24 protein-coding genes, 1 tRNA gene and 1 pseudogene are annotated in these 25,377 nt (G+C 39.8%); 6 read left to right on the top strand and 20 right to left on the bottom strand.

All coding sequences use genetic code 11. From position 1 onward, the window contains the following. Positions 1-24: 24 nt before the first annotated feature. From vex2 to B7717_RS06205, 6 genes are all read right to left on the bottom strand, one after another. A complete protein-coding gene (vex2, locus tag B7717_RS06230) occupies positions 25-672 on the bottom strand; it encodes an ABC transporter ATP-binding subunit Vex2 (RefSeq protein ID WP_000173737.1) in 648 nt (215 codons plus the stop codon). A 12-nt stretch (positions 673-684) separates the two neighbouring features. Then, the gene (locus B7717_RS06225) at positions 685-1,962 is read right to left on the bottom strand and encodes an ABC transporter permease (RefSeq protein ID WP_084944393.1); all 1,278 of its coding nucleotides are present in this window, start codon (positions 1,960-1,962) and stop codon (positions 685-687) included. Positions 1,963-2,354: 392 nt separating this feature from the next. Continuing rightward, positions 2,355-2,440: transfer RNA gene (locus tag B7717_RS06220), tRNA-Leu, on the bottom strand. 80 nt (positions 2,441-2,520) lie between these two features. Further along, positions 2,521-3,096: a cysteine hydrolase family protein gene (locus B7717_RS06215; RefSeq protein WP_049477942.1), complete on the bottom strand. Its 576-nt coding sequence runs from the start codon at positions 3,094-3,096 to the stop codon at positions 2,521-2,523. Beyond that, the gene (codY, locus tag B7717_RS06210; RefSeq protein WP_000940724.1) at positions 3,096-3,884 is read right to left on the bottom strand and encodes a GTP-sensing pleiotropic transcriptional regulator CodY; all 789 of its coding nucleotides are present in this window, start codon (positions 3,882-3,884) and stop codon (positions 3,096-3,098) included. The genes B7717_RS06215 and codY overlap by 1 nt, the downstream gene beginning before the upstream one ends. 282 nt (positions 3,885-4,166) lie before the next feature. Beyond that, on the bottom strand, positions 4,167-5,744 hold the full coding sequence (locus B7717_RS06205) for a DEAD/DEAH box helicase (RefSeq protein WP_049505228.1): 1,578 nt from the start codon (positions 5,742-5,744) through the stop codon (positions 4,167-4,169). A 315-nt stretch (positions 5,745-6,059) separates the two neighbouring features. On the opposite strand from B7717_RS06205, the gene B7717_RS06200 reads away from it, so the two are divergent. From B7717_RS06200 to B7717_RS06175, 6 genes and pseudogenes are all read left to right on the top strand, one after another. Beyond that, positions 6,060-7,376, top strand: coding sequence for an FAD-containing oxidoreductase (locus tag B7717_RS06200; RefSeq protein WP_084944392.1), 1,317 nt, complete (start codon positions 6,060-6,062; stop codon positions 7,374-7,376). A 99-nt stretch (positions 7,377-7,475) separates the two neighbouring features. Then, entirely contained in the window at positions 7,476-8,819 is a 1,344-nt protein-coding gene (murT, locus tag B7717_RS06195; RefSeq protein WP_084944391.1) for a lipid II isoglutaminyl synthase subunit MurT, read from the top strand. Then, positions 8,819-9,601 carry a lipid II isoglutaminyl synthase subunit GatD gene (gene gatD / locus B7717_RS06190; RefSeq protein ID WP_084944390.1) on the top strand — a complete coding sequence of 261 codons (783 nt, stop codon included), beginning with the start codon at positions 8,819-8,821 and terminating at the stop codon, positions 9,599-9,601. The genes murT and gatD overlap by 1 nt, the downstream gene beginning before the upstream one ends. A gap of 127 nt (positions 9,602-9,728) precedes the next feature. Continuing rightward, a complete protein-coding gene (locus B7717_RS06185; RefSeq protein ID WP_000040917.1) occupies positions 9,729-10,811 on the top strand; it encodes a M24 family metallopeptidase in 1,083 nt (360 codons plus the stop codon). A gap of 26 nt (positions 10,812-10,837) precedes the next feature. Next, positions 10,838-11,401: pseudogene (locus B7717_RS06180) on the top strand (DpnII family type II restriction endonuclease); the annotation flags it as partial. A 43-nt stretch (positions 11,402-11,444) separates the two neighbouring features. Further along, complete coding sequence (locus tag B7717_RS06175) at positions 11,445-14,042, top strand: TrlF family AAA-like ATPase (RefSeq protein WP_000439558.1); 2,598 nt, start codon at positions 11,445-11,447, stop codon at positions 14,040-14,042. Positions 14,043-14,299: 257 nt separating this feature from the next. On the opposite strand, the gene B7717_RS06170 is transcribed toward B7717_RS06175, so the two are convergent. The 14 genes from B7717_RS06170 to rplK form a co-directional block, all read right to left on the bottom strand. Next, positions 14,300-14,761 (bottom strand): ECF transporter S component, encoded by a 462-nt coding sequence (locus tag B7717_RS06170; protein WP_084944389.1) that lies wholly within the window; start codon positions 14,759-14,761, stop codon positions 14,300-14,302. Continuing rightward, a complete protein-coding gene (locus B7717_RS06165) occupies positions 14,739-15,512 on the bottom strand; it encodes a bifunctional hydroxymethylpyrimidine kinase/phosphomethylpyrimidine kinase (protein ID WP_000794752.1) in 774 nt (257 codons plus the stop codon). The genes B7717_RS06170 and B7717_RS06165 overlap by 23 nt, the downstream gene beginning before the upstream one ends. Continuing rightward, on the bottom strand, positions 15,502-16,251 hold the full coding sequence (gene truA / locus B7717_RS06160; protein ID WP_084944388.1) for a tRNA pseudouridine(38-40) synthase TruA: 750 nt from the start codon (positions 16,249-16,251) through the stop codon (positions 15,502-15,504). Before truA ends, B7717_RS06165 begins: the two co-directional genes overlap by 11 nt. Before the next feature lie 99 nt (positions 16,252-16,350). Next, positions 16,351-17,502, bottom strand: coding sequence for an MFS transporter (locus B7717_RS06155; protein ID WP_084944387.1), 1,152 nt, complete (start codon positions 17,500-17,502; stop codon positions 16,351-16,353). Positions 17,503-17,614: 112 nt separating this feature from the next. After that, positions 17,615-18,238, bottom strand: a complete 624-nt coding sequence (locus B7717_RS06150) for a Pr6Pr family membrane protein (protein ID WP_000775203.1) — start codon at positions 18,236-18,238, stop codon at positions 17,615-17,617. Positions 18,239-18,240: 2 nt separating this feature from the next. Continuing rightward, positions 18,241-18,579, bottom strand: coding sequence for a zinc ribbon domain-containing protein YjdM (locus B7717_RS06145; protein WP_001061600.1), 339 nt, complete (start codon positions 18,577-18,579; stop codon positions 18,241-18,243). Positions 18,580-18,787: 208 nt separating this feature from the next. After that, a complete protein-coding gene (locus tag B7717_RS06140) occupies positions 18,788-19,306 on the bottom strand; it encodes a Dps family protein (RefSeq protein ID WP_084944386.1) in 519 nt (172 codons plus the stop codon). Positions 19,307-19,494: 188 nt separating this feature from the next. Beyond that, positions 19,495-20,253 (bottom strand): triose-phosphate isomerase, encoded by a 759-nt coding sequence (gene tpiA, locus B7717_RS06135; RefSeq protein ID WP_000087899.1) that lies wholly within the window; start codon positions 20,251-20,253, stop codon positions 19,495-19,497. 96 nt (positions 20,254-20,349) lie between these two features. Then, positions 20,350-21,027, bottom strand: coding sequence for a DnaD domain-containing protein (locus B7717_RS06130; RefSeq protein WP_084944385.1), 678 nt, complete (start codon positions 21,025-21,027; stop codon positions 20,350-20,352). An 8-nt stretch (positions 21,028-21,035) separates the two neighbouring features. After that, positions 21,036-21,980: a homoserine O-acetyltransferase MetA gene (gene metA, locus B7717_RS06125; RefSeq protein WP_084944384.1), complete on the bottom strand. Its 945-nt coding sequence runs from the start codon at positions 21,978-21,980 to the stop codon at positions 21,036-21,038. 181 nt (positions 21,981-22,161) lie between these two features. After that, positions 22,162-22,674, bottom strand: a complete 513-nt coding sequence (locus tag B7717_RS06120) for an adenine phosphoribosyltransferase (RefSeq protein ID WP_001049316.1) — start codon at positions 22,672-22,674, stop codon at positions 22,162-22,164. Between the two features lie 86 nt (positions 22,675-22,760). After that, positions 22,761-23,519 carry a class I SAM-dependent methyltransferase gene (locus B7717_RS06115; protein ID WP_049477952.1) on the bottom strand — a complete coding sequence of 253 codons (759 nt, stop codon included), beginning with the start codon at positions 23,517-23,519 and terminating at the stop codon, positions 22,761-22,763. A 484-nt stretch (positions 23,520-24,003) separates the two neighbouring features. Next, positions 24,004-24,693 (bottom strand): 50S ribosomal protein L1, encoded by a 690-nt coding sequence (gene rplA / locus B7717_RS06110; protein WP_001085675.1) that lies wholly within the window; start codon positions 24,691-24,693, stop codon positions 24,004-24,006. 207 nt (positions 24,694-24,900) lie between these two features. Continuing rightward, a complete protein-coding gene (rplK, locus tag B7717_RS06105; RefSeq protein ID WP_001085808.1) occupies positions 24,901-25,326 on the bottom strand; it encodes a 50S ribosomal protein L11 in 426 nt (141 codons plus the stop codon). Positions 25,327-25,377: the final 51 nt, after the last annotated feature.

The raw sequence follows: 25,377 nt of genomic DNA, 5'->3' as shown, positions 1-25,377 counted from the left end.
TAATTCTATCAAAACAAACTCATCTTATTTTGTAGTATTGCGAGTTTCAGTCAGTTTCTTGTCCTTCAATTCAAGTGTAATATCTGACGCTTGTGCCACTTCTTTACTGTGGGTGACGACGATCACACATTTACCTGTTTTCTGGGCAAGTGATTTGAGCAGTTCGATAATATCTCCAGCAGTTTTAGGGTCCAGATTTCCTGTTGGCTCATCAGCTAGAATAACTGGAGCTTCTGAGACTAAACTGCGAGCGATGGCTACACGTTGCTGTTGACCACCTGATAACTGGAGAACGTTCCGCTTGATCTGACTTTCATCCAAACCAAGCTCAAGAAGTGTATCCTTGCTTGCTTTTTTGTTGACCAAGCGGATATTTTCCAGCGGAGAAAGATAATCTATCAAGTTATAATTTTGAAAGACCAGGGAAATATGGTGCATGCGATGGTAAGAATACCCCTTATTCCGAATGTCCTCTCCTTGGAAAAGGATAGAACCTTCAACAGGACTATCTAGACCAGCAAGGAGGGACAAGAGAGTGGATTTCCCTGCTCCTGACTCACCAATGATACTATAAAATTTTCCGGGTTCAAAATTATACTTGATCTGATATAAAACTGCTTCAGCAGTGTTCTTATAACGGTAGGTAACATCTTGCAATTGTAATAAAGTCATGATTTCTCCTTCTTAACTAATAGATGATAAAATTTCTTTCGGCGATTTTCTAAATAGAAATACGAAACAAAGGGCTACAGACAAGCAACCAATCAGGAGCAGAAAGACATAGGATTCTGCAAAGGATAGGAGACTGGTTGATAGACCACTTGCTTTGGCTAGTGTGTCTTGTAAGGTTGCCTGATCTCCACTGGCTAGTACAGTTTGAAGTAGATAGGATGTGATGGCGTTTCCAGCGATAAAGGATGGAAGCAAAGCTCCGATTGATACCAAAACTACCTCTAAACAGAACTGGAGGAAGATCGAGCTCTTACCTTTTCCAAGTGCGAGTAAAATCCCCACTTCGTAGACCCTTTCTCTCAACCAGAGAGACAAGACCAAAATTAAGGCTCCTGCTCCTGCTATCAACATCCCATAAAGGAAGATGGTGAGGAAGGTTTGGAAGGTTGCCACTGAGTCTTTGATTTGTTCAAAGGCCTTGTTTTCCTTCTCTACTTGATAGCCTTGACTTTCTAAAGCCAAGTTTTCCACTTGCTTCATGAGTCCGTCCATTTCCTTAGGATTTTCTACATAGAAGCGAGCTGCACTGACTTGCGGTTCACTATTTCCCAGAAGCGTTTGGCTGCTTTCATAGTCTGTAAAGACCTGGTTTTCACTGAAGTCAGAAGACAAGCCTGTGAACTTTTCTCGTTTTTTACCAGAAAAGATGCCGACAATTTCAAACTCTACTGTTTGACCTTTTCCAGCTTCGGATTGACCAGCATCCAAGCGAATCTTGTCATGAAGCGAAAGACCGTTCTTCTTGGCCAACTCTTCGTGGATAAGGATTTTCTTGGAATCCCCTTTTTGAAGGTGTCGCCCTTCTTTTAGGTTAAAAGCCGAACTGGTAAAGGTGACATCTTTGGATGAATCCTCAAGAGCCGTTAAGCTAACCAAGTTCTTGTCTGCAGCTGACAAATCATCACGTTCTACGCTCTGCTCACCACTCACCGCTTCCTTGTCTTTCAGTTTTGCAACCGTCTCAAGTTCAGGAGAGACATTTTCCAGTCCCTTAATCTTGCTCACGGATGCTAGGTCCGACAACTTGAAGGTCTGTCCATTTTCTATCTTTTTGATAGAAAATGAAGTATTGAGTGATTTGTAAAGATTGCTTTCTACTGTTTTGTTGGACTTCATCAGAGTCAAACAGGCTGAAATTCCTGCTAAAAGGACAAATAAAATCAGAAATAAAATAAAACTTCTCAGTCGTTTTCTGCTGACATAAGCCCAAGCTCTTTGGATTGGATTCATTTGTCACCTCCATATTTGTAAGACTATTATAAAATCCAAATATGAAATGTTTATGAAATCAAAAATTTTTTTGATTTATTTTTTGAAAAAACAAAAAAGCTAGCAAACGCTAACTTTTCTTCATATATAAGGATAAATAGTACCAATCAAAAATCTACTTCATTTTAAAAATGATAGTCACATCTTTCTGATTAGTATTTTTCCATTTCCTAAATTCTTCTTTTCTGACTTGTGTTTGAGGATATTCTTGATAGAATGAAATGGAAAACTCAGTTTAAATGTTCTGATACAATGACTGTTCTTGATACCAATATTTTTCGATATAGGAAACGTAGCCTCTAATCTTCTTTATAAAAACAAAAAAGAGCTAGCCAAAGCTAACTCTTACCCTATGCGGAGAGAGGGACTTGAACCCTCACGACCTAAAGCGGTCACAGGATCCTTAGTCCTGCGCGTCTGCCAATTCCGCCATCCCCGCGTCGATTACTTTACTAGTATATCAACTTTCAAAATCTTTGTCAACACTTTTTTCAGATTTTTTTCATTTTTCCAACAGTCTTAGTGTTCAATTTCAGCAAGGTTTTCATCCAGTAATTTTGCTCCCAATGTGTTCTTAAAATGCCCAAGAGCAAACTGATGATTTTCTGGCCAAATAGAGGCAACCGCAGGCTTGACAATCTCGATTTGATAACCTAAATTATAGGCATCAATAGCCGTATGAAGGACGCAAATGTCAGTAAGTACTCCAGTTAGGATGACTGTATCAACTCGACGTTCCCGCAAACGGATATCTAAGTCCGTTCCTGAAAATGCTGAATAGTGACGTTTGTCCATCCAAAAGACGCGACTATCCGCCTCATGCTCAGCATAAAAGTCAGCTAGGGGGCCATAAAGGTTACGCCCACTAGTTCCGATGATGTTGTGCGGTGGAAAAAGCTTGCTTTCTGGGTGGAATGTATCCTTCTCCTCATGAGCATCAATGGTGAAAAAGACATAGTCTCCACGATCAAAAGCTAATCTGGTTACCTGATCAATGGTTTTTGATATTGCTTGAGCGGGTGCTCCAGCAGTTAACTTTCCATGGTCTGCTACGAAATCCTCTGTATAGTCAATCGAGATTAAAGCCTTTGCCATTAGTAGTCCCTCTTTTTCACTTCCTCAAAAATATCACCAATTAGAACTTTGAGATAAGTCCCCTTCATTCCGAGTGAACGGCTCTCAATAATTCCCGCTGACTCCAATTTACGAAGCGCATTGACAATCACTGAGCGTGTAATGCCAATACGGTCTGCAATAACTGATGCAGTCAGCTGCCCTTCATTTCCATCCAATTCAGCTAAAATAGCTGATACGGCACGAAGTTCTGAATAGGAAAGGGTGTTGACTGCCATGGTTACAGCAGTACGACGGCGAATATTCTTCTCATCTTCTTCACGTTGGAAGTTCAATAGTTGAATTCCCACAACCGTGCTCGCAATCTCGACAAGGATCAAATCTTCATCTTCAAATTTCTTGTCATTGCGCCAAATGATCAACGAACCTAGACGAATCCCTGATACATGAATCGGAGCGATGGTCGTCAAACCATCTGGAAAGTCCGCACGGCTCTCTACAGGGAAAATAGTCAAATCATGTTCAACAGGAAGGTTGGCTTCCGTATCATAAATCATGTTTGCCCCTTGTACATAGACGTCAGGGAAGGTTTTAGTTTGGAAAAACTGTTCTACACGGTCATTATTGGTCTTATAACGCATAAAGTAGCCCAAGAGACGTCCCTTGTTATTCACAATACAAGCGTTACAGTCAATAATATCAGCTAACTGGCGTGTGATCGCATTGTAAGGAAGTTCATCTTGGAGTTGCTCTTCTGAGCGCTTTAGAATAGACGTGATTTTTCTTGTTTTTTCTAATAAATGTGCCATTTTTTACCTCGCATATAATCGCTTCCATTATAACATAGAAAAGTCTTTATTTCAATAATTATCTGAAAATTGCTTATTTAATTGCAATTTTGAACAGCAAAAATATTTTAGAAAAAAGCGAGTTTTTTTATTGACATCCTATTTTATTTTTGATATTATAACATTATAAGAAGATGACATGATAAATCCCTTTCCGTTTCACCTATCCTTTACTATCACCATCTTCTTTTACTATCGGTCTCCTTATATATAAAAGCGATTCACAGTGTGAATCGCTTTTTTCTATTTGTCTCCTTTGTTACGAATAACAAAGCCTGTCTTCTTTTCGCTTGAAGTGTTGCGAGGTTTTTTATTGTCTTTATTACGGTAACGTCTGTCTTTATCAAAACGATCGTTCCCACGACTGCCTTTTTTGAAATCATCACGGCGACCATTACCACGGCGATCACGGTCTCGACGGTCGTCCCCACGACGGCCTCCACGACCTCCCTTACCTTTGCCACCAAAGCCATTACCTGATGGTTTAAATGGCAGTGGTTTTTCACGCGCAATCTCCACTTCAGGAAGGCTGTCTGGATCTTGGACTGTCAGGCTCAAGATATACATAGCCAATTCTTCTGGACTAAATTCTGCAGCTAACTTACGAGCATCTTTAGCAAATTTCTCAAAGTTCCCACGAATTGCTTCGTCTGCGAAGTCTCGTTCGATTTTCTTGAGAGCTACTTGTTTCTTAGCTTGGAAGGCTTCTTCTGCTGTTGCTGGTTTCAAGCCTTTCATGCGCTTCTTAGTCAAGTTTTCGATGATTTGAAGGTAGCCCATTTCATTTGGAGAAACAAAGGTAATAGATTGACCTGACTTACCAGCACGACCTGTACGGCCGATACGGTGAACATAACTTTCAGGATCTTGTGGAATATCGTAGTTGTAGACATGGGTCACACCTGAGATATCCAAACCACGTGCTGCCACGTCAGTCGCAACTAGAACATCAAGATTCCCATTTTTAAAATCACGAAGGACACGAAGACGTTTATTTTGGTCCAAATCACCATGAATCCCTTCAGCACGGAAGCCACGAATTTTAAGTCCACGAGTCAATTCATCTACACGGCGTTTGGTACGACCAAATACGATAGCAAGTTCTGGTTGTTCCACATCCATGAGACGTGTCATAGTATCAAATTTCTCTTGTTCCTTGACACGGATATAGTACTGATCAACCAGCTCTGTTGTCAATTCCTTGGCAGCAATCTTGACATGCTCAGGGTCTTTCATAAACTGAACACCGATACGTTTGATAGCATCTGGCATGGTTGCTGAAAAGAGCAAGGTTTGACGATTTTCAGGGACACGGGAAATGATGGCTTCAATGTCTTCAAGGAAGCCCATGTTGAGCATTTCGTCCGCTTCGTCAAGGATCAGGGTTTCAATATCTTGTAATTTCAAGGCCTTGCGTTTAATCAAGTCCAAAAGACGGCCTGGTGTTCCTACCACGATGTGGGCACCAGATTTAAGGGCCTTGATTTGTTTTTCAATGCTGGAACCACCGTAAACTGAGCGAACTTTCACTCCCTTGCTACGGCCAAAGCGGAAGAGTTCCTCTTGACTTTGGACAGCGAGTTCACGAGTTGGAGCGATGACTAAGGCTTGGATAGTCGCTTCTTCTGTACGGATTTTTTCAAGGGTTGGCAAGCCAAATGCTGCAGTTTTTCCTGTACCAGTCTGGGCTTGACCGATAACGTCCTTGCCTTCTAGAGCCAATGGAATGGTCTGTTCTTGGATGGGACTTGCTTCTACAAATCCAGCTTTTTCAATCTCTGCTAGCAATTCAGCAGACAAATTAAATTCATTAAATTTCACGTTATTCTTCTTTCTAAAGGTGGTGCGAAGCCACCCTATAGGGCTTTAGTTTATACTTTTCTTTTCATGACGTATCTTCAACAAAAATGAGATACCGTGTTGCTTCTTTTCCACGAAAGAAAAGTACTAGTTTCTTTGCAACCTATCTAGTATAACACAAGAGCGGGGCAAAAGATAGTAGAATCCTTAAGGAAAATCATGTAAACGATTTTCCACAAATATAAATACAGCCTTATATGATTCGTTTCTCCGTAGCGGAATTGTGCAAAAGTTTTTTTCTTGTGCTAGAATGAAATCAAACAGGAGGATTAAAAAATGTTAACATACGATTTAATTGTTATTGGATTTGGTAAGGCTGGTAAAACACTAGCTGGTAAATTGGCTTCAGCTGGCAAAAAAGTTGCCCTCGTTGAACGTAGTAAAGCTATGTATGGCGGAACTTGTATCAATATCGGATGTATCCCAACTAAAACCTTGTTAGTTGCTGCTGAGAAAGATTTGTCTTTTGAAAAAGTCATTGCTACCAAAAATACTATCACTGGTCGCCTCAATGGTAAAAACTATGCAACTGTTGCTGGTACAGGCGTAGATATCTTTGATGCGGAAGCACACTTCCTTTCAAATAAAGTCATCGAAATCCAAGCAGGTGATGAAAAACAAGAACTGACTGCTGAAACAATTGTCATCAACACTGGCGCTGTTTCAAACGTCTTACCTATTCCTGGACTTGCTACAAGTAAGAATGTCTTTGACTCAACAGGTATCCAAAACTTGGACAAATTGCCTGAAAAACTTGGAGTACTTGGAGGTGGAAACATCGGTCTTGAATTTGCAGGACTCTACAACAAACTTGGTAGCAAGGTCACAGTTCTAGATGCCTTGGACACATTCCTTCCTCGTGCAGAACCTTCCATCGCAGCACTTGCTAAACAATACATGGAAGAAGACGGCATTGAATTGCTTCAAAACATCCGTACTACTGAAATCAAAAACGACGGTGATCAAGTGCTCGTCGTAACTGAAAACGAAACCTACCGTTTCGATGCCCTTCTCTACGCAACTGGACGTAAGCCAAACGTAGAACCACTTCAACTTGAGAATACTGATATTGAACTAACAGAGCGTGGTGCTATCAAAGTCGACAAACATTGTCAAACAAACGTTTCTGGTGTCTTTGCAGTTGGAGACGTCAATGGTGGACCTCAATTTACCTACATTTCACTTGATGACTTCCGTGTTGTCTACAGCTATCTTGCTGGAGATGGCAGCTACACACTCGAAGACCGGCTCAATGTACCAAACACCATGTTCATCACACCTGCACTTTCTCAAGTTGGTTTGACAGAAAGCCAAGCAGCTGATTTGAAACTTCCATACGCTGTCAAGGAAATTCCTGTTGCAGCAATGCCTCGTGGTCACGTAAATGGCGACCTTCGCGGAGCCTTCAAAGCTGTTGTCAATACTGAAACAAAAGAAATTCTCGGTGCAACTATCTTCTCAGAAGGCTCTCAAGAAATCATCAACATCATCACTGTTGCCATGGACAACAAGATTCCTTACACTTACTTCACAAAACAAATCTTCACTCACCCAACCTTGGCTGAGAACTTGAATGACTTGTTTGCGATTTAAGTTGAGACTGATTTTTTAGCTAACAGCCCTCATCGGGCTGTTTTTGTTTATGCGAAATCTCAAATCTGTCTTTTCTTTCTTTTATGATATAATAGAAACATGAAATTAAAAACTACTTTAGGCCTTCTAGCTGGGCGTTCTTCTCACTTCATCTTGAACCGTCTTGGTCGTGGAAGTACGCTCCCAGGAAAACTTGCCCTTCACTTTGATAAAGATATTTTACAAAACCTAGCTAAAAACTACGAGATTGTCGTGGTCACTGGAACCAACGGGAAAACCCTGACAACTGCCCTCACTGTCGGCATCTTAAAAGAGATTTATGGTCAGGTTCTTACCAATCCAAGCGGTGCCAATATGATTACAGGGATTACGACAACCTTCTTGACGGCCAAATCCTCTAAAACTGGAAAAAATATTGCCGTCCTCGAAATTGACGAGGCCAGTCTATCTCGTATCTGTGATTACATCCATCCTAGCCTTTTTGTCATCACTAATATTTTCCGTGACCAGATGGACCGCTATGGTGAGATTTACACGACTTATAACATGATTTTGGATGCAATCCGTAAGGTGCCTACGGCTACAGTTCTCCTCAATGGTGACAGTCCGCTTTTCTACAAGCCATCTATTCCAAATCCTGTACAGTATTTTGGTTTTGACTTGGAAAAAGGACCAGCCCAACTAGCTCATTACAATACCGAAGGAATCCTCTGTCCTGACTGCCAAGGTATCCTCAAATACGAACACAATACCTATGCCAATTTGGGTGCCTATATCTGTGAAAATTGTGGCTGCAAACGTCCTGAATTGGACTACCGTCTGACAGACTTGGTTGAATTGACCAACAATCGCTCTCGTTTTATCATTGACGGACAAGAATACGGCATCCAAATCGGTGGACTTTACAACATCTACAATGCCCTTGCTGCGGTTGCCATTGCTCGATTCCTCGGCGCTGATTCGCAACGGATCAAACAAGGATTTGACAAGAGTCGTGCAGTCTTTGGTCGTCAGGAAACCTTCCATATCGGTGACAAGGAATGTACCCTTGTCCTCATCAAGAATCCAGTCGGTGCAACTCAGGCTATCGAGATGATTAAACTAGCGCCTTATCCATTTAGCCTTTCTGTCCTCCTCAATGCCAACTATGCAGATGGAATTGACACTAGCTGGATCTGGGATGCGGACTTTGAACAAATCACTGACATGGATATCCCTGAAATCAATGCTGGCGGTGTTCGTCATTCTGAAATCGCGCGTCGTCTACGGGTGACAGGATACCCAGCTGATAAAATCACTGAAACAAGCAATCTGGAGCAAGTTCTCAAGACCATTGAGAACCAGGACTGCAAACATGCCTATATCCTGGCTACTTATACTGCTATGCTGGAATTCCGCGAACTGCTGGCTAGTCGTCAGATTGTTAGAAAGGAGATGAACTAATGGTTTATACTTCAATTTCCTCAAAAGCTGGCAACTACCCTTATCAGCTCAACATCGCCCACCTCTACGGAAACCTCATGAATACCTACGGGGACAATGGAAACATCCTCATGCTCAAGTATGTGGCTGAAAAACTTGGAGCTCATGTGACGGTTGACATCGTTTCTCTCCATGATGCCTTTGATGAAAACCACTACGATATCGCCTTTTTCGGTGGTGGCCAAGACTTTGAACAGAGTATTATCGCTGGCGACTTACCTGCTAAAAAAGAGAGCATTGACAACTACATCCAAAACGATGGTGTGGTTCTAGCCATCTGTGGTGGCTTCCAACTATTGGGGCAATACTATATTGAAGCTTCCGGAAGACGCATCGAAGGTCTAGGTGTCATGGGCCACTATACCCTCAACCAGACCAATAACCGTTTTATCGGTGACATCAAGATTCACAATGAAGATTTCAATGAAACCTACTATGGATTTGAAAATCACCAGGGTCGTACCTTCCTCTCAGACGACCAAAAACCACTGGGACAGGTGGTCTATGGAAATGGAAACAACGAAGAAAAGGTCGGCGAAGGAGTTCATTATAAGAATGTCTTTGGTTCCTACTTCCACGGACCTATCCTTTCTCGTAATGCCAATTTGGCTTATCGCCTAGTCACTACTGCCCTCCGAAAAAAATACGGTCAGGACATCCAACTCCCTGCCTATGAGGATATTCTCAGTCAAGAAATCGCTGAAGAATACAGCGACGTCAAAAGCAAGGCTGACTTTTCTTAAACCAAGAAAAACTATATCAAAGAACTCCCCTATCTTGTCGGAGTTCTTTTTGCCTGTTCTTTTACCCTTCTCCCTTGCATTTTCTCTCATTTTTTGCCAAAATAGAGGGGTAGAAAGAAGGTAGCATATGTCTAAATTACAACAAATCCTAACATATCTTGAATCAGAAAAACTAGACGTCGCTGTCGTATCTGACCCCGTCACTATCAATTACCTCACTGGCTTTTACAGTGATCCCCATGAACGCCAAATGTTCCTCTTTGTCCTAGCGGACCGGGAACCTCTCCTCTTTGTCCCAGCCCTTGAAGTGGAGCGTGCAAGCAGCACTGTTTCCTTCCCAGTAGTGGGCTATGTGGATTCTGAAAATCCATGGCAAAAAATCAAAAACGCTTTGCCTCAACTTGACTTCAAACGTGTCGCTGTTGAGTTTGACAATCTCATCTTAACCAAATACCATGGTTTGAAAACGGTCTTTGAAACTGCTGAATTTGAAAATCTCACTCCTCGCATCCAACGCATGCGCCTCATCAAGTCAGCTGATGAAGTTCAAAAAATGATGGTTGCTGGTCTCTATGCTGATAAGGCTGTAAAAGTTGGTTTTGACAACATTTCTCTTGATAAGACTGAGACAGATATCATTGCGCAAATCGACTTTGCCATGAAACGTGAAGGCTATGAAATGAGCTTTGATACCATGGTCTTGACTGGCGATAACGCTGCAAATCCACACGGAATTCCTGGTGCAAACAAAGTTGAAAAGGACGCCCTTCTCCTCTTTGACCTCGGTGTCATGGTTAATGGCTACGCCTCAGATATGACTCGTACGGTCGCTGTCGGTAAGCCTGACCAATTCAAGAAAGACATTTACAACTTGACCCTTGAAGCCCAACAAGCTGCCCTTGACTTTATCAAGCCAGGTGTGACTGCACATGAAGTTGACCGCGCTGCCCGTGAAGTCATTGAAAAAGCTGGTTATGGTGAGTACTTCAACCACCGTCTCGGTCACGGTATCGGTATGGATGTCCACGAATTCCCTTCTATCATGGAAGGAAACGACATGGTCATCGAAGAAGGCATGTGCTTCTCTGTTGAACCAGGTATCTATATCCCTGGTAAAGTCGGTGTTCGTATCGAAGATTGCGGTGTTGTTACCAAGGATGGCTTTGACCTCTTTACAAGCACCAGCAAAGATTTGCTTTATTTTGATTAAACTTAGAGACAAGCAAAAAGTCAGCTCAAATTGTGGATTATGTTGTTTTTGCGGAACAATCTGGTTTATTAGATTTTCTCCAAATTAAAGTAAACCGTTCTTTAGTTGATTATGTTTATGGTGTAGAGGCTGGTTTGGATAGTAACGCTCGTAAAAATCGTAGTAGCACAATAATGGAAGGTATCTTAGAACGACACGTTGCAAAAATAGCTCAAAAACAAGGACTTGAATGGAAAGCTCAAGCAACTGCCTCATTTATTAAATCAAATTGGGGTATTGAGGTGCTAGTAGATAAATCAGAACGGCACTTTGATGTAGCTGTTTATTCTAGGGAACGTCATAAAGTTTGGCTCATTGAAACGAACTACTATGGTGACAGTGGAAGTAAACTTAAAGCGGTTGCTGGTGAATTTACTAAACTTAATCAGTTTAGTAAAGAATCAAAAGATGACATTGAGTTTATCTGGGTGACAGATGGACAAGGTTGGAAAACTGCTCACTTACCACTCTCCGAAGCATTTGAACACATTCAAAATGTTTTTAATTTGAATATGCTTAAAAATAACTTTTTGCGTGAGCTTTTAAAATAAATCGCGATAGTTCAAACTAACATTCAAAGGTCAGGTAAATATTATGGAAAGACATTATGCAAGATATTATAAATGCGCATTGCAAGTAAACCCATATTCTTATTCAAAGTTTAGAGGAAAAACTATTATTGATGAAGAAGAGTATAACAAAAAGATACTTGAGGAGTGTTTAAAAAATGGAATAAAAGTAGTTGGCCTTGCAGACCATGGTAGTATCGACTCTTCTACAAGCCTTCGAACCTATCTGTCTGAAAATGGTATTTTAACTTTACCAGGGTTTGAAATTTCTTCGGCTGAAAAAATTCATATGGTTTGTTTATTCTCACCTGAATTCGATAATTCAAGACTAAATAGGATTTTAGGTCAACTAGGCTTGCCTACAGATATTAAAAATGGAACTGAATCTAGCAATCTTTCATGTTTAGAAATTGCTAAAAAAGTTCAAGATAATGATGGTTTCTGGTATGCAGCCCATATTACAGGTGACAATGGCATACTTAAAATTGGGAAAATGAATCATATATGGAAAAATGAACTTCTTTCTGTTGCACAAATTCCGAATAGCGTAGAAAATATTGACCCAAATTATAAAAATATAATTCAAAATACGGATACAAATTATAAACGAAATAAACCTATTGCATATATCAACTCATCAGATATAGAATCGCCTGAAGATTTGTCTAAGCCTGTGGCTAGTGTACTTGTTAAAATGTCAGAATTATCTTTTCAAGCATTTAAAATGGCATTTAAAGATTCGGAATCTAGGATAAAATTAAACAGTACTGAAAAAAAGTGCTATAAGAGCACTATTGACGAAATTTCTATATCTGGGGGATACCTAGATGGCTTAGCTGTTGCATTTTCTGATGAAGTTTCTACTATAATAGGAGGTAGAGGAACTGGTAAATCTACATTAATAAATCTAATTATTTATTGTTTAGATAAATATCATTACACAAAAGAATTTGAAAAATACATAGACTCCTTTGCTGAGTCGAATCTTGGAACTGGTGGCGAAGTTAAGTTAACGATTACTTCATACTCGCAAAATGGACAGCAATTTAATATTAGCAGGAGATATAAACAAAATATTACTATTAGAAATGAAAACGGAGAAATATCTGATTTATCTATTGATGAAATATTGCCTAATTTAGAAGTGTATGCTCAAAACGAATTAATTGAAGTTATAAAATCCAAAAAAAGAATTACCGAATCGGTCAAAAGATTAATTTGTATAGATTCAAAGATACTTAACAAAAGAAAAAAAGCATATGAATCTCTTAATGAAAATACACGGGAGCTTCTAAGAGTTTCAAATAATCTAGAAAAATTAGAAAAAGATACTAGTGATTTACCTGCGAAACAATCACAATTAAGACACTATAATTCTATAACAGGGTTAGAGGAAAAGATTGCTCCTATAACTAAAATTACCGCTATAGACTCTAAAATATCTATACTATCTGATGCTATCTGTGATCATGAAATTACAGATAATGAGATTGTAATAGAATCAATAATTGATGAATGGGACAGAAAAGAAAATGATGATTTAACAAATCTCATTAACTCTATAGATGAATATAATCGAGAAAGTCAAATAATATTCAAACAACAAGAAAAGATATTTTCATCTCTAAAAGAAAAGGTTTCAAAAACAAAAGAGTCGTGGGGGAAATATAAGCAAAATGAAGAAATAAAATTCAAAAAAATATTCAAAGACATTCCAGAAGTACAAGATAAAAATAGTAAAGAAGTGCTCGAAGAATATCGTGGCCTGCTGAAAGAAATTAATGATTCAAAACCTACTCTATTGAAAATTGAAGCAACTAAAGAAGAGTTAGAGAAGTTAAAGAAAGCTAGAAAAGAACTTTTAGAGAATTGCAAAGAGGCTAATATAGAATATATTAATGCAGTATCTAAACGAATTAAAAAGCTGGATAAATCCAATCTAGGCAAATTAGTTAAAATAGAAATCGATTGCCTACAAAATAAAGAATCTTTGTTGGAGGAACTCAAAAAAATTGAAGGAATTGGCGATAAATCAATTCAATCTATTAGTGATTACAAAAATTTTGACATGATTACTTTTATCGAGAATATTCGAAAAGGGCCGGTTGAGTTGGCTAAAGAATATAACTTAACTAGTAACACTTCGCAGAAAATTTGTAGATTAACTAATGAACAATGTTGGAAATTAGAAGAGCTTATTCTAGGTGATATTACTAATATTTCTCTCAAAGTTGGAGATAAATTCAAATCTATGGATAATTTATCAAAAGGTCAGCAGTGTACAGCCCTCTTAAATATTCTATTAGTCGAAAATAGGGATCCTTTAATTATTGATCAACCTGAGGATAATCTTGATAATGCCTATATTGCAGATAGCTTAGTTGCCTCAATTAGGAATAATAAAACAAATCGTCAATATATTTTTGCTACTCATAATGCCAACATTCCTGTCTTTGGTGATGCAGAACTAATTATTGGACTTGTCGAAGAAGATGGACAAGGCAAAATTAATGGACATGCTATCGGATCGATTGATAACAAACAAGTTATGAATCAAGTTGTGAATATTCTTGAAGGTGGTGAAACTGCTTTTAAGATTCGGAAGGAAAAATACCAGTTTTAGTTAATAGACCTTATTTAGGTGATTGCTTTAAAAAGTGACTGATAACTAATAATAAAAACTCATAGGAAATTTATTATAAAACTTTTCCTATTTTAGTAAATTCCAAATAAGGCGCATCCTAAAAAAAGAAAATATATCAACATAAAAGGACAGTATATTATCAACTGTCCTTTTAAGATTTTGCTATAAGTTTTATAAGGTGAGTGGACTCAGATTATTTAGACTGCTGAGTATCAAGCTACCTATAGCTGACTTTTTTATTTTATCTTCTTGACACTCTTAAAAACTACAAACCCTACAACCATACCCAAGGTATTTTGCAGGAAGTTTGGAAGAATATCTGGTAAGGCTGCGGACCAGCCATTCATTAGGGTAGAACCTAGAGCATAGCCACTTACCATGACGATTGTAGCCAAGACTAAGCCCAGCCATTGCCATTTCCCTTTAAAACCTGCAAAAAATCCTTGCAAGCCATGGTTTACCAAGCTAAAGAACATCCACTGTGGAAAGCCTGATAAAAGGTCAATCAGAAAACCTGCTAGTCCTCCAACGATGGCTCCTTCTTTACTGCCAAAGTAAAAGGCAGTAAAGAAAATACCTGCATCCAAGAGAGTCAACATTCCTGTTGGCGTTCCAATTTTCAAGTAATAACCTAGGACTACTGAAAGAGCGGTTAGAAGAGATACAAGTGCGATTTTAGTTGTTTTGGTTTGCTTCATATTGTCTTACTCCATATTGATCTGCTTGTGCAATAGCACGGTAAACGAAAGCTTTCGAGCTCTCTACTGCTGGTAAAAGTTCATCCCCTTTAACCAAGTGACTGGCGATGCTTGAGGCAAAGGTACATCCTGCACCCGCATTTTGGCCTTGAATGACTGGGTTTTCTAGAACAGTGAAAGTTTGTCCATCATAAAAGACATCCACTGCCTTGTCCTGACTGAGGCGATTGCCTCCCTTGATAATAACTGCTGGCGCTCCTAAATCATGCAATTTCTGCGCTACAGCTTTCATGTCTTCCAATGTTTTAATTTCCTGACCAGCCAATAATTCTGCTTCAGGAAGATTTGGCGTAATCACACTGACATGAGGGAAAAAGCGAATCAACTCTTGACAGAGTTCACTAACAGCTACATCGTGCGTTTCCTTGCAGACCAAAACGGGGTCCAATACCACAGGCACTCCTGGACGTTGCTTGATAAAGTCCAAGGCCTTCTCAGCCACACTGACAGTAGGAAGAAGGCCAATCTTAATTCCTGCAAACTCGACATCACGTAAGCTATCCAATTCATGTTGAAAAATGGCATCGTCAGTTGGAAAGACTTCAAAGCCCTTTTCGGTCAAGGCCGTCAAACAAGTCACTGCTACAAAGCCATGCAAACCATTTAAGGTATAGGTAGCCAAATCAGCTGACAATCCACCGCCACTAAAAATATCATTCCCAGAAAGGGCTAAAATACGATTATTCTTCATAACGAATCTCCTTTAAATACAAGCCATTCGGTGCAGCCGTTGGACCTGCTAGCTGCCTGTCCTTCTTCTCCAAAATCAAGTCAATCTGCTCAACTGGCATGCGGTTGTTTCCGATTTTGAGCAGCGTTCCCACCATATTGCGAATCTGCTTATACAAGAAACCATTCCCTGAAAAGCTAAAGGTCAAAAACTGCCCTGTCTCATCAACACTAAGACTGGCTTCTGTAATGGTCCGAACCTTGTCCTCTACACTAGTCCCAGATGCTGTAAAACCGGTAAAATCGTGGGTTCCTTCTAATTTCTTGACAGCCTCCTGCATCCGCTCCACATCGAGGGGATAGGGAAAGTGAGTAGCATAGTGACGGCGCATGGGATTTTTAGGACGCCCCCTATCTACTATAAACTCATAGGTCTTGCTATGCTTGGCATAACGACAATGAAAATCATCCGCCATAATCTCAATCGAAATCACACCAATATCTTCTGGAGACTGGGTATCCAGAGCAAAACGGAGTTTTTCCTCATCCATCTGATAGGGCAGGTCAAAATGAATGACCTGACCAAGAGCATGAACCCCACTATCCGTCCTACCAGCACCGTGAACAGTGATGGCTTGCCCCTTATTGAGTCTCGTTAAGGTTTTCTCAATTTCCTCTTGAACGCTCCTCGCATGAGGCTGGCGCTGAAAACCGGCAAAGCCATAACCATCATAGGAAATGATTGCTTTATATCTTGTCATAACTTCTATTTTATCAGGAAATAAAAGTGTAAACAAGTTTAAAAACCAATAATTGTCTGGGTACAAAATTCCCAGAAAGAAAAACTTAGGAAATTAATCCTAAGCTCTCTTTTGAAGTGCGTACATAACAAAGATAGAAGTGACAATCAACCAACATCCTAAAATGGTGAAGACCAACATACCGTTTTGAGTCACCAAGCCAATCGCCCCAAGAATGAAAGGTGTCGTAAAGGCTCCAAAACTGCATCCTAGCACTGCAAAAGATGTTGCCTGATTAAGGAGCTTAGCTGGTATTCTTTCAGAAAGAAGCTGAAAGACAGTGGTCAAGGCCACACTGTAAGAAAAACCTGCCACAACACTTCCAACTACCATCACACCCAATGACGGAGACAAGGCAATCACAATTTGCCCCAATCCAAAGGTGATACCTGACCAAAGGAGCAACCTTTCTTTAAACAGAGAGATAAAGAAAGAAAAACTCACACCTGCCAAGATACCAATCAACTGCATGATACTTAAAACCAAACTCGATAACTGGGCATCCCCTAGACCTCTTTCCACCATCAGACTAGGAATACGAATGGTGATAGCTGTATTGGTGCAGACAACAACTGCTGCTTCGACAGCCAATAGAAAAATCAAGCCTTTCATCTGTCCTGTCAAACTAGTCGTTTCGGTCTCTTTTTTCTTTGTTTCTTTCTTCTCTTTCCCATAAGGGACAAAGAGCAGATAAAGGATCAATACTAAAAATCCCGCACTGTAGGCCAAGAAGGTCACTGTCCATCCCAAGGATAAGAGTTGACCGACGACTAGAGTCAAAATCGATGCTCCGACAACTTCTGCTGATCCGCGAAGACCCAACATCTGAATCCGTGTCTTTCCATGATAGCGTTCGCTGATGATGGAAATGGCCTTAGCATTGATCATCCCAACACCCAAGCCAAATAAAATCCGCATCGCAAAGACAAAGTTGTACTCCTGATACCAGAAGGGGGCTGTTCCTCCTATAGAGAGGATGAGAAGCCCTAGACTAATCTGAAGACGCTCAGGAAATAACCGCTCCAAAAACCCATTTAAAACCAGCATAATCATAATTCCAAAAGAAGGAAGACTGACCAGGAGCTCGATTTGTTCTTTGGGATAGCCTTGATAGTAGTCAAACATGGCTGGCAGAGCACTTGAGATGGAGAAGGAGGTAATCAAAACGAGGGAGAGGGCCAAAATACTAGCCCGTTCTAAATATTGTTTCATGAATTTTCTTTCTGTATATTTCTCACTGTTTATCCTTTTAAAAGGAAGATGGCAAGAAAAGAAGGAGCCCGATTGAACTAGAGACTCCGTCCTAACTTTCCTAATAGGAAGACTATTTTCGCTTGATTTGCTTGATCAGATAGAAGATGAAGCCTGCAACCATATACGCTGCAAAAATGATCAAACACCATTTGATAACCACGTCCCAACCCTTGTTCACATTTAAAAAGAAATATGGGAAGGGATTGTCCTTGGAATTCGGAATATTGAGTTTTAAGACCAGGCCGTTAAACAAGGCAAAAATCATATAAACCAAGGGCAAGATGGTCCATAAGACTGGATCCCAGATCTTGTATTCCCCACGTTTATCAAAGAAGAGGGTGTCTGCTAAAAACCAGAGTGGAACGATATAGTGGCAAAGGAAATTTTCCACACGGTAAAAGTCTGTCGCAATCGGAGCAAGCATAAAATGGTAAATCACACAGGTAATCATGATACTCATGGTAACACCACCCTTGAGACGAAGCAAGGTCGGACTTTGCCAATTTTCACCTGAACGACTCATCACACGGAGCAGATAACCCGTGAAAATCGTTACCAAAAGATTGGACAACACTGTGTAGTAAAGGAGCATACCAAAGCCACCGTGCTTGGTAATCTCTAGATAAACTCCTGTAAATGCCGCTAAAAACAAGAGCACACGACTATAAAAGATAAATTTATAATTCAGTTTCATGGCTAGATTTTCTTAACAAATTCTGACTTGAGTTTCATGGCTCCAAAACCATCAATCTTACAGTCGATGTTGTGGTCACCTTCTACGATACGGATATTTTTAACGCGAGTTCCTTGTTTCAAATCCTTTGGCGCACCTTTTACTTTCAAGTCCTTGATAAGGGTTACAGTATCGCCGTCAGCCAATTTATTTCCATTGGCATCGATAGCAACAACACCTTCTTCTACTTCTGCAACTTCTGCAGGATTCCACTCATAGGCACACTCTGGGCAGACTAAGAGACTTCCGTCTTCGTAGACATATTCTGAATTGCATTTTGGGCAATTTGGTAAGTTGTTCATAAGTCCTCCTAAAACTAACAATTATTCTTTAAAATTCATATGTTATTGAACAGCAACTATTATACCGTAAAATCCTACATTTGACAATGTATCCTAAGTCCAGCAAACAAAAAATCATGCAACTTTTTACAGTTACATGACTTTTAAAAGATGATTGTTCATGGGTACTTATCAAGCACCTCATGATAAAAGGGGTAGCAACTATATCTTACAGACCAGGAGCTTGTCCAAGTTCTGCTGTAAGCATCCAAACTGTTTTCTCAAGTTCAGCCTTAGCACCAACAAAGATATCGTTTGTAACATCATCGCCTTCTTCGTCAGTCACATCCAAAGCCTTTTGGAAAAGACTGATGAGGTAGCGATAAATAGCTAGAACACGTTCCAAGCTTTCTTCAACGTTACGGAATTCTCCTTCTTCTTCTTCGATTTCACTGTGTTGAAGGAATTCTGTCAAAGTTGAGTAAGGTTTGCCACCAAGGGTAATTAAACGTTCGCTGATTTCGTCAAGATAACCATCAAGGCTGTCCATGTATTCATCCATTTTTGGATGCCATACGAGGAAACCACGACCACGCATATACCAGTGTACTTGGTGAAGGGCAATGTGAGCCACATACAAGTCCGCTACTGCTTGGTTCAATACTTCCTTTGTTTTTACCAATGCTACTGGCGCTGTCTTAGATAATGTTGTTACGTCTTTTAATGCATCTTTTTTCAATTCAACCATTTTTTTCACCTCATAATATTATTTTTGTAACCATATTTATTGATTACTACCTCAGTATACTACACCTAGTAGACAAAAGCAAGAAAATTAACCCATATTAAAAAAGTTGTAATAGACTGATAATTTAAGAAAAATATACAGTCTTTAAAAAAAAGACAGTCTTAGAAGACTGTCTGAAATAACTTAGATTATTTTACAAAGTCAAGCAATGCCAAAAAGCTTTCAGCTTCAAGTGACGCACCGCCAACAAGGGCACCGTCAACGTCTGGGCAAGCCATGTATGAAGCAACGTTTTCAGGTTTAACAGAACCACCGTATTGAACACGAACTTTGTCAGCAACTTCTTGACCAAAGTCAGCAGCTACAACGTCACGAACAACTTTACACATTTTTTGTGCATCATCTTGTGAAGCTGATTTACCAGTACCGATAGCCCAGATTGGCTCATAAGCGATAACTGATGCAGCAACTTGTTCAGCTGTCAATCCAGCCAAAGCAGCAGATACTTGAGCACCTACGAATTCAGCAGCTTTACCAGCTTCGTAAGTTTCAAGTGACTCACCACAACAGATGATTGGAAGCATACCGTTTGCAAAGATTGCTTTTGCTTTTTTGTTGATGTCTTCGTCAGTTTCATGGAAGTAGTCACGACGTTCTGAGTGACCGATAACAACGTAGTCAGTACCGATTTCTTTCAAAACTTGTGGGCTTGTTTCACCAGTGAACGCACCTGCATTTTCAAAGTAGCAGTTTTGAGCAGCAACTTTAAGGTTTGATCCTTTAGCAGCAGCAAGAACAGCTGTCAAATCAACCGCAGGAGCTGCGATACCTGCTTCAACAAGGTCTGATGAAGGAAGTTTTGATGCAACGGCTTCAACAAATGCTTTTGCTTCTTCTGGATTTTTGTTCATTTTCCAGTTACCAGCGATAAATGGTTTACGTGACATTTCACATACCTCTTTTTTCATTTTATTCACTATTATTCTATCATATTTATAAGGAGCTTGCAAACCTTACTCTAATTTTCAAAATTTTTCAAGCGACTAATTTTGCCACAAATTCATGGCATCAAGGAAATCATCCGAAGCCTGAACTTGTTTGGGATTGTTCGCTTCTCGCTCTGCTCGTTTGGCCTCTACTTGGGCAACAGACTGAATGCCTTCGTGGCGCCAGTTTCGTAAGATTGCCTGAATATATTTCCAGTTTGGCTTCCCATTGAGGACGGCCTCTCGGAGAGCTTCCTTAATCAAATCCGCCTTAACTCCGTCTTCTTTGACCGTCTTGGAAAGATCCTCGATTTCAAATGGTGTTAATAAGCGTCCCAATTCCTGCTGAAAAGTTTCAACCAGATCCTTCAACTGATTCTGCGGGTTTGGAGCAGTTGTAGCTAGAGTTTGGCTATCCAACAAGCTATCCAAGCGTTCAAAAGCCAAACTAGCATCAAAAATCAGCTCAATTTCCCCGTTTAGTTCAATGGTTCGATATTGTAGTAACCCATTTTCAGTCAAATTCGAAATAGATTGGTTGACATCTGCCACTTCTTTCCCAATGATTTCAGCAATCTGGCTAGGCGAAACATCTCCTAGGGCTGTGGTATTTTGTAAATAGAAAAATTGCCAGACGAGAAAATCTTCGCTGGAAGGAAAGAGTTCCTTAAAATGCAAGAGCAGGGCACTTGGCAAAACCAAGTTCCCTGATTTAAAAGCGTCAAAATATGTCATAATTCCTCTTATAAATATCCAAATGAAGCTGCATCGTCCTCTACCTTTTTCCAGTCAAAAGGAGTTTCCTGATAAACAGCATAATTAACCCAGTTACTGAAAAAGAGGGCAGCTGATGAAGACCAACAGAGACACGGTGTCTCATTCACATCATCATTTTTGAAGTAATTTTCCGGAATGTTAGGATTAAGTCCTGCCTCACAATCACGAAAATACTCTTTTGCTAGAGTATCACGGTCATATTCTAAATGACCAAAACTATAAATCTCACGAAGATCCCGACTAGCTAAAATAGAAACACCGACTTGTTCTCCCTCAGAGAGGATTTCCAGATTGGTTTTTCCCAATATCTCTTCCTTATAGATTTCTGTATGACGAGAATGGGGAGCTACATAGCTATCATCAAACCCACGAAAGAGTAGATGGCCCTCTTTCAAGGTATCCTGCGGGTAAATACCTGACAGCTTCTGCTCCATCTGGTATTTTTCAACTCCATAGCGAGCATAAAGACCTGCTTGGGCACCCCAACAGATATGCAGGGTAGAAAAAACATGCGTCTTGGACCATTCGATGACCTGTTTAAACTCCTCCCAGTAGTCCACCTCCTCAAAAGGTAAGTGCTCCACTGGAGCTCCCGTGATGATCATTCCATCAAAAAAGTCATTCTTAACTTCTGAGAAGGTCTTATAGAAGGTCTCCATATGTTCGGCACGAGTCGTCTTTGAACGATGCGTTTCCATATACAAGAAATCGATATCTAACTGAAGAGGCGTATTGGCCAAATGCCGCAAGAGTTGTGTTTCTGTCACAATCTTTTGAGGCATCAGATTTAGAATCAAAATCTTCAAAGGTCGAATATCTTGGTGAGCAGCCCGTTGATCATCCATGACAAAGATATTCTCTGTCCTTAGAATCTCAACAGCAGGTAATTTTTTTTCAATCCGAATCGGCATAATATCCTCCTAACTGTACTCTTTTAGAAATAATTGAATGTGTTTGAAGTCAAATCTCAAACACTTAGTCCTTTTATTATACTGCAAGAAGATATAGTTTTCAATTATAGTTTTTCTCTAACTAGCTATAGTTTGTTTATATAGCAGATGAAGAGAAAACAGCCCCAAGGACTGTTTTTCATTAATAATGCATAAGTACCTTGTAATCGTAATCACCGATTTTTTCGCGGCCTTTAAGTTCATCAAGTTCAATCAAGAAAGCACAACCTGCCACAACTCCACCAAGTCTTTCGATCATTTCAATGGTTGCCTTGACAGTTCCACCTGTCGCCAAGAGGTCATCTACGATGAGAACGCGTTGACCTGGTTTGATGGCATCAGCGTGCATAGTCAAGGTATCAATACCGTACTCTTTTTCATAGTCAGCTGAAATGACTTCACGTGGTAATTTCCCTGGTTTACGAACAGGTGCAAAGCCAATCCCCAACTCAAAAGCAACTGGGCAGCCAACAATAAATCCGCGAGCCTCTGGACCCACGATCATGTCGATTTTCTTGTCAGTTGCATACTGAACGATTTCACGAACAGCATAGCTATAGGCATTGCCATCTGCCATCAATGGGCTGATATCACGGAATGTGATGCCTTCCTTGGGATAATTTTCAATCGTTGCGATATAATCTTTTAAATTCATCTTTTTCTTTCTTTCAAAGTTTTTTACTCTCTATTATAGCATATTTTTTAAGAAAGAAACAAGGAAAAGTTAACTCCAATAATTATCTAACGATTTGACGATTTATAACTAGCCATAGCAATAAAGCCCAATTTCTGTTTATTCTTAGCAAACATTTTATACATAGTTAAAAACTGCTTTCTATTCTCCTTTTTACAAGCATTTACGCAAATTTTCAAAGTTCCTAGCCAACCTTCGTCATAAATCATACCTGATAATTTCATTAATGTCATTTCACCAGTCAATATTTTCACATCATGGTAACCTGATTCTCTCATCACCTGTTCCCAACCATCTTGAGTTAAAGGACCTACATTTACATGAATTGCTTGTGACAATTCCTGTCTGACAGACTCTTTAGCTTCCTTAAGAAGCACATCATGTGTCAAAAGAAGGCCTTCAGGTTTTAAAACCCTTAGATACTCCATTACACATTTTTTCTTAGCTTGATCGGCTTGCATAGTCAGCATAGCTTCATTTATAACAATATCAAAACTAGCATCTTCATAAGGAAGTTTCATTGCATTTGCTCTTTCAAATCTGATCAAATGACCAACACCTGCCGTTTCAGCAGATTTTTTAGCCGCTTCTAAGGCTTGTCCATCCATATCAACAGCAGTTATCTTACAACCAAAACGCTGTGCCAACTCAATTGCTGTAGTTCCCCTATTGCACGCAACTTCTAGTATTCTCTTTTCTTTTGAAAATCCTCCTTCCGCAATTAACCAATCTGTAGCACGTTTTCCACCTGGACGTAAGCGTTTTTTCCCCAGTTTTGCTAAAAACTTATGACCTGCTTCTGACATTTGAACACCTCTATTTTTTCTTCATTATAACATAAAATTATATTATCTGACAATTCTAATTTATTATTTGATAAACTAGAATCAAAAGCATACAAGCTGCCATGACTATAGGCATAAATCTATTAATCACCTCTCTAGTTCGAATTCAATTGCTCACGTAGTTTACGCATATAGGTTACGATTACATATTTGTACTTTAGAGTTACTGGCCTCCTTGTCCGCTATATACGCTTTACTATCACGTGCCTATTCGTATAGCTAAGATTTCTCTATCTCTTTCTCTGCCGATTCTTATTTCCAACGTCAGACTTAAACAGTCTATCCTAATGCCGTTCGATCAGCTACTCAAAATAGTCAGGTTTGGGAATCACTTTTGGGTTTACTAGTATATGGTACCTACAGAGGACTTACACCTCAGATGAACGGAATGCCCGTTGTACCTAAAAAACGAGCACATTCGTACTCGTTTTTAAAAATCTGTTAATTAAAGTGAGTTTACGTCAACCTTGATACCAACACCTTGAGTAGTTGTGATAGTCAAGTTTGTTACGTAAGTTCCTTTAGCTGTAGCTGGTTTTGCTTTTTGGATTGTTTCGTTGAAAGCTTTAAAGTTTTCAACCAATTTTTCAGCTTCAAATGATACTTTACCGATGATTGCTTGAACGTTACCTGCACGGTCAGCACGGTAAGTGATTTTACCACCTTTAGACTCTTCAACTGCTTTAGCAACATCCATTGTTACAGTACCAGTCTTAGGGTTTGGCATCAAGTTACGTGGTCCAAGGACACGTCCAAGACGTCCAACAAGAGCCATCATGTCAGGTGTAGCGATAACTACGTCGAAGTCCAACCAACCGTCGTTGATTTTCGCAACAAGGTCATCTTCACCAACAAAGTCTGCACCAGCAGCTTTTGCTTCTTCAGCTTTTGCACCACGTGCAAAAACAAGAACGCGTGAAGTTTTACCAGTACCGTTTGGCAATACCATTGCGCCACGGATTTGTTGGTCAGCTTTTTTAACGTCGATGTTCAAGTTGTAAGCAACTTCTACAGTTGCGTCAAATTTTGCAAAGTTAGTTTCTTTTGCAAGTGCTACAGCCTCTTCTACACTGTATGCTTTTGTGCTGTCGATTTTCTCAAGAGCAGCACGAAGTTGTTTGCTTTTTTTAGCCATTTTCTATTCTCCTTGTAAGTGGTTCAATCGATTTTCATCTCCCACGTCACTTCTCGAAATGATGAAGTCTTGCGGGTTTTCAATCTATTAATATTCTTTTCCTACTTCCTTAAGTTCCTTTGCCGTACCCAAGTACAAGCATCAGTCACTTACCTAGTATGAAAAGTAACTAATAGACTGCTGTGAGATTTTCTACTGTGTTATTGATTAGTCAACAACAGTGAATCCCATAGAACGAGCAGTACCTTCGATCATACGCATTGCAGACTCAATGTTTGCTGCGTTCAAATCTGGCATCTTAGTTTCTGCAATTTCTTGTACTTGTGCACGAGTAACTGTAGCAACTTTAGTTTTGTTAGGTGTACCTGATCCTTTTTCAACACCTGCAGCTTTTTTCAAAAGAACAGCAGCTGGTGGTGTTTTTGTAACGAAAGTAAATGATTTGTCTTCGTATACTGAGATAACAACTGGAATGATCATACCAGCTTGGTCAGCTGTACGAGCGTTGAACTCTTTTGTGAATCCCATGATGTTGATACCAGCTTGACCAAGAGCAGGTCCAACTGGTGGAGCTGGTGTAGCTTTACCAGCAGGGATTTGCAATTTTACAAGTTTTTCGACTTTTTTAGCCATTTTTAAATCCTCCTTTGTGGTTTTGGCGGTAATGTAAGATTTTTACCTCCC

This window comes from Streptococcus oralis subsp. oralis (assembly GCF_002096495.1).
In the GTDB taxonomy this organism is placed as follows: Bacteria; Bacillota; Bacilli; order Lactobacillales; family Streptococcaceae; genus Streptococcus; species Streptococcus oralis_CU.
This window is presented reverse-complemented; position numbering and strand designations above follow the sequence as displayed.

Bases quoted from the DNA above. Each gene is read 5' to 3' on its own strand.
- vex2 (WP_000173737.1), bottom strand. From the start codon at position 672: ATGACTTTATTACAATTGCAAGATGTTACCTACCGTTATAAGAACACT.
- B7717_RS06225 (WP_084944393.1), bottom strand. From the start codon at position 1,962: ATGAATCCAATCCAAAGAGCTTGGGCTTATGTCAGCAGAAAACGACTG.
- B7717_RS06215 (WP_049477942.1), bottom strand. From the start codon at position 3,096: ATGGCAAAGGCTTTAATCTCGATTGACTATACAGAGGATTTCGTAGCA.
- codY (WP_000940724.1), bottom strand. From the start codon at position 3,884: ATGGCACATTTATTAGAAAAAACAAGAAAAATCACGTCTATTCTAAAG.
- B7717_RS06200 (WP_084944392.1), top strand. From the start codon at position 6,060: ATGTTAACATACGATTTAATTGTTATTGGATTTGGTAAGGCTGGTAAA.
- murT (WP_084944391.1), top strand. From the start codon at position 7,476: ATGAAATTAAAAACTACTTTAGGCCTTCTAGCTGGGCGTTCTTCTCAC.
- gatD (WP_084944390.1), top strand. From the start codon at position 8,819: ATGGTTTATACTTCAATTTCCTCAAAAGCTGGCAACTACCCTTATCAG.
- B7717_RS06185 (WP_000040917.1), top strand. From the start codon at position 9,729: ATGTCTAAATTACAACAAATCCTAACATATCTTGAATCAGAAAAACTA.
- B7717_RS06175 (WP_000439558.1), top strand. From the start codon at position 11,445: ATGGAAAGACATTATGCAAGATATTATAAATGCGCATTGCAAGTAAAC.
- B7717_RS06170 (WP_084944389.1), bottom strand. From the start codon at position 14,761: ATGAAGCAAACCAAAACAACTAAAATCGCACTTGTATCTCTTCTAACC.
- B7717_RS06165 (WP_000794752.1), bottom strand. From the start codon at position 15,512: ATGAAGAATAATCGTATTTTAGCCCTTTCTGGGAATGATATTTTTAGT.
- truA (WP_084944388.1), bottom strand. From the start codon at position 16,251: ATGACAAGATATAAAGCAATCATTTCCTATGATGGTTATGGCTTTGCC.
- B7717_RS06155 (WP_084944387.1), bottom strand. From the start codon at position 17,502: ATGAAACAATATTTAGAACGGGCTAGTATTTTGGCCCTCTCCCTCGTT.
- B7717_RS06150 (WP_000775203.1), bottom strand. From the start codon at position 18,238: ATGAAACTGAATTATAAATTTATCTTTTATAGTCGTGTGCTCTTGTTT.
- B7717_RS06145 (WP_001061600.1), bottom strand. From the start codon at position 18,579: ATGAACAACTTACCAAATTGCCCAAAATGCAATTCAGAATATGTCTAC.
- B7717_RS06140 (WP_084944386.1), bottom strand. From the start codon at position 19,306: ATGGTTGAATTGAAAAAAGATGCATTAAAAGACGTAACAACATTATCT.
- tpiA (WP_000087899.1), bottom strand. From the start codon at position 20,253: ATGTCACGTAAACCATTTATCGCTGGTAACTGGAAAATGAACAAAAAT.
- B7717_RS06130 (WP_084944385.1), bottom strand. From the start codon at position 21,027: ATGACATATTTTGACGCTTTTAAATCAGGGAACTTGGTTTTGCCAAGT.
- metA (WP_084944384.1), bottom strand. From the start codon at position 21,980: ATGCCGATTCGGATTGAAAAAAAATTACCTGCTGTTGAGATTCTAAGG.
- B7717_RS06120 (WP_001049316.1), bottom strand. From the start codon at position 22,674: ATGAATTTAAAAGATTATATCGCAACGATTGAAAATTATCCCAAGGAA.
- B7717_RS06115 (WP_049477952.1), bottom strand. From the start codon at position 23,519: ATGTCAGAAGCAGGTCATAAGTTTTTAGCAAAACTGGGGAAAAAACGC.
- rplA (WP_001085675.1), bottom strand. From the start codon at position 24,693: ATGGCTAAAAAAAGCAAACAACTTCGTGCTGCTCTTGAGAAAATCGAC.
- rplK (WP_001085808.1), bottom strand. From the start codon at position 25,326: ATGGCTAAAAAAGTCGAAAAACTTGTAAAATTGCAAATCCCTGCTGGT.